Source organism: Streptomyces olindensis, from assembly GCF_040645895.1.
Taxonomy (GTDB): Bacteria; Actinomycetota; Actinomycetes; order Streptomycetales; family Streptomycetaceae; genus Streptomyces; species Streptomyces olindensis.
In genome coordinates this window covers 1-10691 of sequence record NZ_JBEYZD010000129.1, presented here as the reverse complement: position 1 = coordinate 10691, position 10691 = coordinate 1, and the positions used below count along the sequence as shown (strand labels likewise).

The window sequence follows — 10691 nt, the reverse complement described above, 5'->3', positions numbered from 1 at the left end:
CGGGCCTCCACGAGCGGCCCGCAACGCCCCCTCTCCATGTCTCCGCGCCGTTCGCCCCGGCACCGCCCTACCGGCGTACGACGCCGAACCGGATGTCGTACGACGCCTCCGGGTGCATCACCCGCAGCATCCGCTCCGCCTCCGCGGTGACGTCCTCGCGCTGGGCCCTGGTGAGGCGGCCGAACGGCTCGATCACCAGCGCGCCCTCGGCCATCCGCCACAGCCCCGCGAGGAAGCCGTCGACGAGGAGGGTGCAGTAGGCGATGTTCCCCTGCCAGGAACGGCCCCGGTACTCGGGCGGGACGACGCGGCTGCGGTCGGCGTGGGACAGCAGCAGGTTGTCGAACTCGGGCAGGAAGCGGGGCGGGGCGGGGGTGTCCGGGTCGGGGCGGGGGGCGTCCGGGAGGTCGAACAGCTCGGTGCCGCTGTCGTCCCGGAAGGTCACGAGCCGCGGCCGGAGGCGCTCGAAGGCGTCGCGCAGCCTGGTCAGTCCGGCCCAGGTCTGCATGTCCCGCACGGAGGCCGGGCCGAAGGCGGCGAGGTAGCGCAGGACGACCGCGTCCGGCGCGGGGGCCGGTTCGGCGGGCCGGCCGAGCCAGTGCTCGGCGGTCGTGAGACAGACCTGGCCGCTGCGGCCCCACAGTCCGCGCGGGGTCACCTGCACGAGCGGGAGGCGGCAGCGGGCGGCGACGGACAGGGCCTGCGGATCGGCGTCGGGCCACTCCAGGAGCAGGGCCTCGCGCAGCTGCTTCATGGTGCGGGGCTCGGCCTCGACGAGGTCGCGGGCGAGGACGGTCAGCCGGTCCAGGTCGACACCGGCGAGCCCCTTGCGGAAGTTCAGCAGCTCCCGGTCCCGGGCGGGCTGCACCAGCGGACGCAGGGTGAGGCAGTCGTCCGCGGTGTGGGTGTGGATGGTGGACCGCATCGTGACGATACGGACCACCTCCCGGTCGGCCATCGGCCGCGACAGCGCCTCGGGGGCGAATCCGTCGAGGCGGGTGGCGAGCGCGTAGTACGGCGGCTTGACGTTCTGCGCCTGGAGGCCGACCAGGTGCTCGACGGCGGCCGCGACGGACATCCGGGCGGGGCGCAGGAGCAGCTGCCGGTCGAGGGTGGCGCGGTTCAGGGCCCGGGTGCCGAGGTGGGGGGCCGTGTGCGTGACGCTCCGCTTGGTGTTCGTCATGAGGGGACGGTAGCGGGACTTGCGGACAGCTTCTGGCCGCGACTGGCGAGGGACGGCGCGATCCGCCGCGTATGCTGCTCGTGTCCCGCTGCGTGATCATCCGTACGTACGCTCGACCGAGAGGCATCCGCGATGCCCCAGCGACGCGCCCGCCCCGCCGACAAGGACCAGCCGGCCCGGCCCCCGCGGCCGGCGAACCACACCCCCCGCAGATCGGTCTGGCGCCGGGCCCTGGCCCCGGTGCAGCCGGCCGGGCCGCAGCCGCCCGGCGCCGACACCCCGCCGGAGCCGGGGGAACCGGCCGAGGTGGCCAGTGTCGTCGAGGCGGCCCTCTACCGTGACGGCGTCCGCGTCTCCTCCCCCGCCACCCTGGCCGACACATACCGCGAGCTGCGCGAGCGGCCCGCCGGCATGGCGTGGATCGGCCTGGCCCGTCCCACGGACGGCGAACTGCACTCCCTGGCCGTCGAGTTCGACCTGCATCCGCTCGCCGTCGAGGACGCGATGGAGGCCCATCAGCGTCCGAAGCTGGAGCGCTACGGGGACACGCTGTTCGTCGTCCTGCGGGCCGCCCGCTATCTCGACGCCCCCGAGCAGGTCGAGTTCGGCGAACTGCACGTGTTCGTCGGCCCCGACTTCGTGATCACCGTCCGCCATGGCGCGGCACCGGACCTGTCGGCCGTGCGCCGCCGCATGGAGGAGTCGCCCGAGCTGCTGAAGCTGGGCCCGGAGGCGGTGCTGTACGCGATACTCGACGCGGTCGTCGACGGCTACGCGCCGGTGGTCGCGGGGGTGCAGAACGACATCGACGAGATCGAGACGGAGGTGTTCCGCGGCGACCCCGAGGTCTCCCGCCGCATCTACGAACTCTCCCGCGAGATGGTCGAGTTCCAGCGCGCCACCCGCCCCCTGGTCGGCATGCTGCACGGGCTGATGGCGGGTTTCGCCAAGTACGGCACGGACGAGGAACTGCAGCGGTACCTGCGGGACGTGGCGGACCACGTCACCCACACCAGCGAGCGCGTCGACACCTTCCGCCAGGCCCTGACGGAGATCCTCACGGTGAACGCCACGCTGGTCACACAGCAGCAGAACACGGAGATGCGGGCCCTGGCGGAGGCGGGCTTCGAACAGAACGAGGAGATCAAGAAGATCTCGTCGTGGGCGGCGATCCTGTTCGCGCCGACGCTGGTCGGGACGATCTACGGGATGAACTTCACGCACATGCCGGAGCTGGACTGGAGCTTCGGGTATCCCTTCGCGATCGGTCTGATGGGGGTCGTCTGCGTCAGCCTGTACGTGATCTTCAAGCGGCGGGACTGGCTCTAGCACCCGTCGACGGGGCGGGTGCGGGTGGGCGGGTACGCTGCCCTGGCCCCGTGCCGCGCCACGGTGGGCCGCTGTGCCCGCCTCTCGGAGAAAGACCGACCGATGTTCCCCCTTCGCCCGACGGACTCCGCCTCCCCGGCGGCCGGGGTGCTGCGTGGGCTGCGGGCGGGTGTGCTGGCGGTCCTGGGGGTGTTGCTGCCGACGGCCGGGCACGTGCTGTTCAGGAGCCACTGTCCCGGCTGGGTCGTGGTGGCGGTGACGGCCGCGGTGGCCGTGCCGGGAGCGGTCCTGCTGACGCGGCGCCGGCTCTCCGACGCCCAGGTGCTCGGCGTTCTCCTCGCGGCCCAGTTCGCCCACCATGCCGCCTATTCCCTCCCCGGAGCCTGCGCGGCCGTCACCGTCCGGGGCGCCGACGCCTGCGGCGGGCTGCCGTGGCCGGTCGGGCACGACACGGCCGCCGGGAGCCCGACCTGGGCGCTGGTGGCCGGTCACGTGGTGAGCGTGGTGCTCGCCGCCCGGCTGCTGGGGGTCACGGAGCGGCTGCTGTGGCAGGGCCGGCCGCTGCTGGCGGCCGTACGGCGCGTGCTGCTGTTCGTCCGGCCGCTGCTCGGCCGGGTCCATGGGACGGGCCCGCGGGTCACGGTCCGGGAGAGTGCCGCGCCGCTCAGGTCGGCCGTGCTGGTGCGGTTGATCGAGGGCCGGGGGCCGCCGCCGGGCGGGAAGGGTCCGCTCGTCCCGGTCCGGCCCCTGCCGATCGGTGGTCCCTGCCTGCCCTGAGGGCACGGCGCGAAGACCGGTTCGGCGGGCCGCTCCTCCGTGAGCCCCGCCGCCTCCCAGGCTCCGCCCCCAAGCTCCGCCTCCCCTGGCCGGCGAGGGCCGGTGGGGCTCGGCGGCATCTCCCTTCCCCTCACCTCGATCCGCCTGGCGCTCCAGTGGGCCCGCTCCCCCTCATGGGCCCGCACGCGCGCGACCGACGCCCCACTGACCCGCCGGGGCCCTCCCCACCGAGGAATCATGAGCAAGTTCAAGAAGCATCTGTATGTCGCAGCCGTGCTCGTCGCCGGCTTCGCCGCCGCCCTGACCTCCTTCCTGCTGCTCAGGCCGGACGGCCGCAGCAGCGACGGCGCGGACGTGCGACCCGCCGCTCGGGCGATGCCCGTGCGCGGGGACAGCCACCGCCTCACCGCACCGGAGAAGAGCGAACTGACCGTCGTCGAGTTCCTGGACTTCGAGTGCGAGGCTTGCGGCGCGTACTACCCGGCCGTGGAGAAGCTCCGCGAGGAGTACGGCGACCGGGTCACCTTCGTCGCCCGCTACTTCCCCATGCCGGGTCATCGCAACGGCGAACTCGCCGCCCGCACCGCCGAAGCCGCGGCTCGGCAGGGCAAGTTCGAGGAGATGTACACCAAGCTCTTCACCACCCAGAAGGAGTGGGGGGAGTCGCAGGAGTGGAAGCAGGACGTCTTCCGCGGCTACGCCGAGGAACTCGGCCTGGACATGGGCGCGTTCGACGCGGCCCTCGCCGACCCGGAGATCGCCGGACGCGTCCAGGCCGACCAGCGCGACGGCCTCGGCCTCGGCGTCCAGGGCACCCCCACCTTCTTCCTCGACGGGGAGAAGATCCCCAATCCGGGCTCCTACGAGGAGTTCAAGGCCCTCATCGAGCACCGGCTCCGGGGTTGAGTCCGGCACCGGCGAGGAGTTCACCCCCTCGCGCACGAAGCCGCCCCGCCGTCCGGTCAGGGCGGCTTCCTCAGCGCGATCGCATCAGCACTCGCCGCCCCAGACCGCGGAGTTCAGGTGACGTCGCCGCACGGGAGGACGCCGAGCACCCGCACCGGAGAACGCCGAGAACCCGGGCGGTCAGGCCGGGGAAGGGTTGCGGCACAGGCAGAACGGGTGCCCGGCCGGGTCGGTGTAGACCTGCCAGCCGTAGCCTTTCTCTCCGACGAAGCTCTTCTGGAACGTGGCGCCCAGCTCGGTCACCCGGCGCTGCTCGGGCTCGAACTCGTCCACTTCGAAGTCGAGGTGGAACTGCTGCGGATGCTCCTGACCGGGCCAGCTGGGCGGCTGGTAGTCCGCCACCCGCTGGAACGACAGCTCGACACCGTCGTTGCGCAGATTGACCCAGTCCTCCGTGCTGATGTCGGTGTTGATCTCCCAGCCCAGGAGATCGGCATAGAACTTGGCCAGCTTCCAGGGGTCGGGGCAGTCGAGGATGACATCGGTGAACTTCAGCATTCGATCACTTTATGCGGGGTGCCGGGCACGTGAGGGCATGAGTCCCGGCGTTCGTGAAATTCCCTGGCAGTCACGGACGTTGATCAGGACATGACTCAAAGACCAGCGCCGCTCCCCCTGTCCGACGAGGCCCTCTCCGCGCTGCTCGGCACGCAGCGGTTCGGCACGCTCGCCACCGTCAAGCGCAGTGGCCACCCCCACCTGACCACCATGCTGTACGGCTGGGACCCCGAGGCCCGCGTGCTGCGGTTCTCGACTACGGCCGACCGCGTCAAGGTGTCGCACCTGCGGCGCGAGCCGCGCGCCGCGCTGCATGTGCAGGGCGGTGACGTGTGGTCGTTCGCCGTCGCCGAAGGCGAGGCCGAGGTCTCCGAGATCACGACGGTCCCCGGCGACGCGGTCGGCCGGGAACTGCTCGCGTTGATCCCGCAGGACGCGAAGCCGGAGGACGAAGAGGCGTTCCTGGAGCAGCTGGTGGCCGAGCGCCGGCTGGTCATCCGGTTGAAGGTGGACCGGTTGTACGGAACGGCTCTCGACATCAACGGCTAACACCACCGGTTCGCCCTGGCCGGAGCCGCTCAGGCGCGGGCCAGTTCCGCGGCGCCGAAGGAGACGTCGAAGCGGTCGCACCAGATGCTGACGCTGCTGTACCGGGTCACGTCGACGTCGTCGGGCACGGTGTAGTTCTGGCTGCCCTTGTTGCCCTTGAGCTTGCCGAGGCTGGTGTAGGCCCCGTCGTCGAACACGTGCCAGCCGGCGCGCCCCTCCTTCACCGGCGCGTCGGTGAGCCAGACCCGCAGGTCGGGGCCGTTGCTGGTGTCGAGTCCCTCCAGGCGCACCACATGGCTGCCGTCGGCCAGCCGTACGAGCTTCACGGTGCCGGACGTCGCGTGCTCGTGGCTGATCAGCTCGCCGGCCGCGACCGTCACCGGCACGGCCGGGGACGGAGCGGAGGACGCGTCGGGCGGTGTCCCGCCGGGCGTCGTCGAGGAGACGACGGTCCCGGGCAGCGCCTCCCGTACGGTCTCGTCCTGCCACAGCTTCCACGGCTGGAACCAGTACAGCCCGAAACCGGCTCCGGCGATCGCCACCGCGAGCACGGCCACCAGCCACGGCCTGATCCGCACCGTTCGTCCCCGTCCCATTCCGCCCACCTCCTGGGAGTTCTTCGTCTCACTCCCATTCAACGGGCGTATCCGGTGTCATGGGCCGCCCGGCCGATGACGAAACCCTTACGTCCGCCGGGGGCCGGTCAGCGGTGCTCGGGGTTGTCGGCCTCCGCACGGCACCCGGCGTCCCACCGCGAGCGCTGGTTGCCGTGGGCGGGGACGCCTCCGGAGCGCTTCAGCAGGGCCGCGAGGTGCATCAGGTTCCAGGTCATGAAGGAGGTGTTGCGATTGGTGAAGTCGTTCTCCGGGCCGCCCGAGTCCGGGTCGAGGTACGACGGCCCGGGGCCCGCCTCGCCGATCCAGCCGGCGTCCGCCTGGGGCGGGATCGTGTAGCCGAGGTGCTGGAGGCTGTAGAGGACGTTCATCGCGCAGTGCTTCACTCCGTCCTCGTTGCCGGTGATCAGACAGCCGCCGACCCGGCCGTAGTAGGCGTACTGGCCCTGGGAGTTGAGCAGTGAGGAGCAGGCGTAGAGGCGCTCGATGACCTTCTTGGTGACCGAGCTGTTGTCGCCCAGCCAGATCGGCCCGGCGAGGACCAGGATGTCCGCCGCCATCACCTGCTCGTACATCGCGGGCCAGACGTCCGTGGCGAAGCCGTGTTCGGTCATGTCGGGGTAGACGCCGGGGGCGATGTCGTGGTCCACGGCGCGGATCACGTCCGTGGTCACACCGACGGCGTCCATGATGGCCCGGCTCTTGTCGATCAGGCCCTGGGTGTGGCTGGGCTGCGGGGACGGTTTGAGGGTGCAGTTGACGTAGAGGGCGGTCAGGTCGTCGAAGCGGTACGGGGCGTCGGTGGAGGGCGAGGCGGTCATGAGGGCAGCGTGGCGCCTCGGGCCGGGTTTGTCCCGGTTCGACGCACCTGAAGGCGGCACTGCGCACCGTGCGGGTGCCACCGGCACGGGAACGGTGGTGCTGTCCGGGTCAGGAGGCGGCGGCGGGCAGCACCACCTCGAAGCGGCAGCCGCCGGGGATGTTGCGGACGGTGGCCCGGCCCTGGTGCGCCTCCACGATCCCCCGGACGATGGCGAGGCCCAGGCCCGCGCCGGCCGGGGGCGTTCGTGCGTGTGTGCCGCGCCAGCCGGTGTCGAAGACGCGCGGCAGGTCCTCCTCGGGGATGCCGCCGCAGCCGTCCGTCACCGACAGCACCACGCCCTCGGCGGACCGCTCGGCGGCGATCGCGACGGTGCCGTCGGCCGGGGTCCGGCGGATCGCGTTGACCAGCAGGTTGCCCAGGACGCGGCTCATCTCCCTGCCGTCCACCTCCACCGGCACCGGCTCGATCCGGCCCCCCACCAGCCGCACCCCGTGTTCCCGGGCGAGCGGGTCGGCTCCGGCCAGCGCGTCGCCGACCAGGTCGTACAGGGACATCCGGGTGGGCGCGAGGGACAGCGTGCCGGCGTGGATGCGGGAGAGTTCGAAGAGGTCCCCGACCATGTCGTTGAGGCGTTCGACCTCGGTGCGGATCTGCTTCAGATAGCGGTCGGGGTCGGCGGCGACGCCGTCCTCCAGGGCCTCCGACATGGCGCGCAGGCCGGCCAGCGGGGTGCGCAGGTCGTGCGAGATCCAGGCGACGAGTTCGCGCCGGGAGGTCTCCAGCGCGCGTTCCCGCTCCCGGGATTCGGCGAGCCGGGCGCTGGTGGCGGCCAGTTCGCGGCTCAGCGACTCCAGTTCGGCGGTCGCCGGGCCGTCGGGGGCGGCGAAGTCCCCGCCGTCGCCGAAGGAGCGCGCGGCCAGGGTGAGCGCGCGGCTGCGGGCGACGACCCAGCGGCCCAGCAGCAGCGCGGTGGCCAGGGAGACGACGGCCGCCATGGCGACGACCGTCGTGACGACGGTCAGGTCGTGCGGGGAGAGGAACATCGCCCAGGCGACGGCGAGGGTGCCCGCGAGCATCGCGACGACCCCGACCGCCGCGACGACGGTGAGCGAGGCGGTCAGCGAGCGGCGCCGGATCAGGCGCAGTACGCCCGCTCCGGCCAGGCCCGAGGCGGCGGCACCGGCGAAGGCGTACAGGGCGATGAGCAGGGTGGCTTTCACGGTCAGTCCTCCCCTGCCGTGGGGTCGAAGCGGTAGCCCACGCCCCACACGGTCTGGATCAGGCGGGGCCGGGCCGGGTCGTCCTCGACCTTGCCCCGCAGACGGCGGACGTGGACCGTGACGGTCGACAGGTCGCCGAAGTCCCAGCCCCACACCTCGCGCATCAGGTCCTCGCGGCTGAACGCCCGCCCCGGGTGCCGCAGGAAGAAGGAGAGCAGGTCGAACTCGCGGAGGGTGAGGGCGAGTTCGGTGTCGTTCTTCGTGGCCCGGCGGGCCTCCGGGTCGACGGCGAGGCCGGCCGCGCCCAGCCGGTGCCGTCCGGTGTCGGCGGCGGGCCTGCTGCGGCGCAGGACCGACTCCACGCGCAGGACCAGCTCACGGGGGCTGAAGGGCTTGGTGACGTAGTCGTCGGCGCCGACCTCCAGGCCGAGGATGCGGTCCTCCTCGTCGCCGCGGGCGGTCAGCATGATGACCGGCACGGGGCCCTGGCCGCGGATCCGGCGGCACACCTCCAGGCCGTCCATGCCGGGCAGCATCAGGTCGAGCACGACCAGGTCCGGCCGGTGCGCGGCGGCGCGGTTGAGGGCGGTGGGGCCGTCGTCGGCGCGGTCGACGGCGTAACCGGCGCGCTCCAGGTATCCGGCGACGATCTCGGCGACGGTCGGATCGTCGTCGACGACCAGGACCCGGGGGAACGGGTCCGGCGACCTGAGGGGCTCGTACGGCTGCTGCATGCCTCCAGCCTGGCACTCCCCGGCCCCGGTGCGGCGCCCGAGGACATCACCGGCCCACGACGTCCGGGATTCGTAAGAAAAAGGGGCCTGCGAAGCGGGGCAGGGACCTGAGCGCAGGTCGCTGCTCCACGGCGGTTCAGCCGCTCGCCGGGGGATGCTCGACGGCGCCGCCGGTCGCCGTCGCGGGCTTCGTGTGGAGGATGTCGCGGGCCTGGTCCGCGGCGCGGGCGGTGCTCTCGGAGACGAAGTCGAGGAAGCGGGCGATGTTCTCGAGACGCGCGCCGGCCGGGGTGCCCGCGCCGAGGATGCCGACACCTTGCTGCGCGGTCTCGACGATCTGGGCGATGGCCCGGGCGCTGGCCATCATCGACTGGTACCAGACGTCGTCGTCGACGATGTAGCGCTCGCGGCGGCGTTCGTCGCGTTCCCGGCGGATGAGGCCCTGACTGTCGAGGAACGCGACCGCCTTGGAGACGGACGCCGGGCTGACCTGGAGGCGCTGGACGAGTTCCGACGCGGTGAGGCTGCCCGAATCGCTGAGGCAGAGGCCGGCCAGCACCCGGGCCATCATCTTGGGCGTGCCCGACTGCATGAAGACGGTGGTCAGCGTCTCCTCGTACTCGCGCACGGCCTCGGCGTCACGTCCGTGGGACTGCGGGAGCGCCTCCGCCGCCCGGGGGGCGGTCTGCCTGCGCCGGTGGGCGCGGCGTTCCGTGGCGCGGTGGGCCAGGTCGGCACGGTAGGCCGTGGGGCCGCCGTTGCGCATCACTTCTCGCGTGATCGTCGACGTCGGACGGTCGAGGCGCCTGGCGATCTCCGCGTAGGCCAGGCCGTCGGCCAGTCCCGTCGCGATCTGCTGGCGTTCCTGCTGAGTGAGCCTGCCTCCCGGCACCACGATCTCCCTTCACGTTCCCCGACGCGTCGAGAGTAGCGTTCGCCCCCATTCCATTGCAACGGCTCAAGCTGTGTTGTTGCGTTACGCGTCAGCTTCATTGCAATGATTATGGCACTGTGACCTGGCTATACGCTGGAACTACGCAACAAGGCTGTTGCCGCTCCCTTGAACGCAACGTAGCGTTTCCGGTGTCAGAAACGACGAGCAACCAGGAGAACACCATGCAGACGTTCGACACCCCAGCCCCGATCTCCGCCGTCCTCGACATCCCCGCCGGGCGCGTCCGGTTCATCGCCGCCGACCGGGCCGACACCACGGTCGAGGTCCTGCCCGCGGACGCCTCGAAGAGCCGCGACGTGAAGGGGGCGGAACAGGCCACGGTCGCGTACGGCGACGGCGTCCTGCGGATCGAGGCCCCGGCGAAGAACCAGTACCTCGGCCCCTCCGGTGCCATCGAGGTGACGGTCCGGCTGCCCGCCGGCTCGCGGGTCGAGGTGAAGGCGGCCAGCGCCGAGGTTCGGGGCGTCGGGCGGCTCGGCGACGTCACCGTCGAGAGCGCGCACGGTGCGATCAAGCTCGACGAGACCGCGAGCGCCCGCCTCACCACCGTCGCCGGCGACGTCTCGGTCGGCCGCCTGGGCGGCCCCGGGGAGATCAGCACCGGAAAGGGCGACATCCGGATCGCCGAGGCCGTGCGCGGCACGGTCGTGCTGACCACCCAGGCCGGCGACGTGTCGGTCGGCGCGGCCGCCGGGGTCTCCGCCGCCCTGGACGCCGGCACCACCTACGGCCGGATCGACAACGCGTTCAGGAACGCCGAGGGCGCCGCCGCCGGCCTGACCGTCCGCGCGACCACCGCCTACGGCGACATCACCGCCCGCAGCCTCTGAGGAGCATCCGACATGACGAACCTGGGCATCGCGGCCACCGGGCTGCGCAAGTCCTACGGCGACAAGACCGTCCTGGACGGCATCGACCTGACCGTCCCCGAAGGCACGGTCTTCGCGTTGCTCGGTCCGAACGGGGCCGGCAAGACCACCGCCGTGAAGATCCTCTCCACCCTCGTCACCGCCGACGGCGGACAGGCCCGGGTCGCCGGCCAC

At 72.2% G+C, this 10691-nt stretch carries 13 protein-coding genes; 6 read left to right on the top strand and 7 right to left on the bottom strand.

Annotated features, from left to right (window positions below):
• Positions 1 to 67: 67 nt before the first annotated feature.
• On the bottom strand, positions 68 to 1183 hold the full coding sequence (locus ABZ948_RS39775) for a winged helix DNA-binding domain-containing protein (RefSeq protein ID WP_359768013.1): 1116 nt from the start codon (positions 1181 to 1183) through the stop codon (positions 68 to 70).
• Positions 1184 to 1315: 132 nt separating this feature from the next.
• On the opposite strand from ABZ948_RS39775, the gene ABZ948_RS39770 reads away from it, so the two are divergent.
• The 3 genes from ABZ948_RS39770 to ABZ948_RS39760 all read left to right on the top strand — a co-directional run bounded on the left by ABZ948_RS39770 (position 1316) and on the right by ABZ948_RS39760 (position 4195).
• A complete protein-coding gene (locus ABZ948_RS39770; RefSeq protein WP_359768012.1) occupies positions 1316 to 2512 on the top strand; it encodes a magnesium and cobalt transport protein CorA in 1197 nt (398 codons plus the stop codon).
• A gap of 102 nt (positions 2513 to 2614) precedes the next feature.
• On the top strand, positions 2615 to 3289 hold the full coding sequence (locus ABZ948_RS39765) for a hypothetical protein (protein WP_359768011.1): 675 nt from the start codon (positions 2615 to 2617) through the stop codon (positions 3287 to 3289).
• A 237-nt stretch (positions 3290 to 3526) separates the two neighbouring features.
• Positions 3527 to 4195, top strand: a complete 669-nt coding sequence (locus ABZ948_RS39760; RefSeq protein WP_359768010.1) for a DsbA family protein — start codon at positions 3527 to 3529, stop codon at positions 4193 to 4195.
• A 180-nt stretch (positions 4196 to 4375) separates the two neighbouring features.
• Here the strand turns inward: ABZ948_RS39760 and ABZ948_RS39755 are convergent, their stop codons facing one another.
• Positions 4376 to 4753 carry a VOC family protein gene (locus ABZ948_RS39755; protein ID WP_359768009.1) on the bottom strand — a complete coding sequence of 126 codons (378 nt, stop codon included), beginning with the start codon at positions 4751 to 4753 and terminating at the stop codon, positions 4376 to 4378.
• A gap of 90 nt (positions 4754 to 4843) precedes the next feature.
• Between ABZ948_RS39755 and ABZ948_RS39750 the strand changes: the two genes are divergently transcribed.
• Complete coding sequence (locus ABZ948_RS39750; protein ID WP_359768008.1) at positions 4844 to 5302, top strand: PPOX class F420-dependent oxidoreductase; 459 nt, start codon at positions 4844 to 4846, stop codon at positions 5300 to 5302.
• A gap of 29 nt (positions 5303 to 5331) precedes the next feature.
• Here the strand turns inward: ABZ948_RS39750 and ABZ948_RS39745 are convergent, their stop codons facing one another.
• From ABZ948_RS39745 to ABZ948_RS39725, 5 genes are all read right to left on the bottom strand, one after another.
• Positions 5332 to 5898, bottom strand: a complete 567-nt coding sequence (locus tag ABZ948_RS39745) for a DM13 domain-containing protein (protein ID WP_359768007.1) — start codon at positions 5896 to 5898, stop codon at positions 5332 to 5334.
• 107 nt (positions 5899 to 6005) lie between these two features.
• Positions 6006 to 6737, bottom strand: coding sequence for a flavodoxin family protein (locus tag ABZ948_RS39740; RefSeq protein ID WP_359768006.1), 732 nt, complete (start codon positions 6735 to 6737; stop codon positions 6006 to 6008).
• Positions 6738 to 6846: 109 nt separating this feature from the next.
• Complete coding sequence (locus ABZ948_RS39735; protein ID WP_359768005.1) at positions 6847 to 7959, bottom strand: sensor histidine kinase; 1113 nt, start codon at positions 7957 to 7959, stop codon at positions 6847 to 6849.
• Positions 7960 to 7961: 2 nt separating this feature from the next.
• Positions 7962 to 8693 carry a response regulator transcription factor gene (locus ABZ948_RS39730; protein ID WP_359768004.1) on the bottom strand — a complete coding sequence of 244 codons (732 nt, stop codon included), beginning with the start codon at positions 8691 to 8693 and terminating at the stop codon, positions 7962 to 7964.
• A 136-nt stretch (positions 8694 to 8829) separates the two neighbouring features.
• Entirely contained in the window at positions 8830 to 9585 is a 756-nt protein-coding gene (locus tag ABZ948_RS39725) for a GbsR/MarR family transcriptional regulator (protein ID WP_359768003.1), read from the bottom strand.
• A gap of 224 nt (positions 9586 to 9809) precedes the next feature.
• On the opposite strand from ABZ948_RS39725, the gene ABZ948_RS39720 reads away from it, so the two are divergent.
• Both ABZ948_RS39720 and ABZ948_RS39715 read left to right on the top strand, forming a co-directional pair.
• Complete coding sequence (locus ABZ948_RS39720; RefSeq protein WP_359768002.1) at positions 9810 to 10478, top strand: DUF4097 family beta strand repeat-containing protein; 669 nt, start codon at positions 9810 to 9812, stop codon at positions 10476 to 10478.
• A gap of 12 nt (positions 10479 to 10490) precedes the next feature.
• On the top strand, positions 10491 to 10691 hold a 201-nt coding region (locus tag ABZ948_RS39715), incomplete at its 3' end, for an ATP-binding cassette domain-containing protein (protein ID WP_359768001.1).

What these genes read in the sequence shown, in the direction of transcription:
- ABZ948_RS39775 (WP_359768013.1), bottom strand. Translation starts at nt 1,183, where the DNA reads ATGACGAACACCAAGCGGAGCGTCACGCACACGGCCCCCCACCTCGGC.
- ABZ948_RS39770 (WP_359768012.1), top strand. Translation starts at nt 1,316, where the DNA reads ATGCCCCAGCGACGCGCCCGCCCCGCCGACAAGGACCAGCCGGCCCGG.
- ABZ948_RS39765 (WP_359768011.1), top strand. Translation starts at nt 2,615, where the DNA reads ATGTTCCCCCTTCGCCCGACGGACTCCGCCTCCCCGGCGGCCGGGGTG.
- ABZ948_RS39760 (WP_359768010.1), top strand. Translation starts at nt 3,527, where the DNA reads ATGAGCAAGTTCAAGAAGCATCTGTATGTCGCAGCCGTGCTCGTCGCC.
- ABZ948_RS39755 (WP_359768009.1), bottom strand. Translation starts at nt 4,753, where the DNA reads ATGCTGAAGTTCACCGATGTCATCCTCGACTGCCCCGACCCCTGGAAG.
- ABZ948_RS39750 (WP_359768008.1), top strand. Translation starts at nt 4,844, where the DNA reads ATGACTCAAAGACCAGCGCCGCTCCCCCTGTCCGACGAGGCCCTCTCC.
- ABZ948_RS39745 (WP_359768007.1), bottom strand. Translation starts at nt 5,898, where the DNA reads ATGGGACGGGGACGAACGGTGCGGATCAGGCCGTGGCTGGTGGCCGTG.
- ABZ948_RS39740 (WP_359768006.1), bottom strand. Translation starts at nt 6,737, where the DNA reads ATGACCGCCTCGCCCTCCACCGACGCCCCGTACCGCTTCGACGACCTG.
- ABZ948_RS39730 (WP_359768004.1), bottom strand. Translation starts at nt 8,693, where the DNA reads ATGCAGCAGCCGTACGAGCCCCTCAGGTCGCCGGACCCGTTCCCCCGG.
- ABZ948_RS39720 (WP_359768002.1), top strand. Translation starts at nt 9,810, where the DNA reads ATGCAGACGTTCGACACCCCAGCCCCGATCTCCGCCGTCCTCGACATC.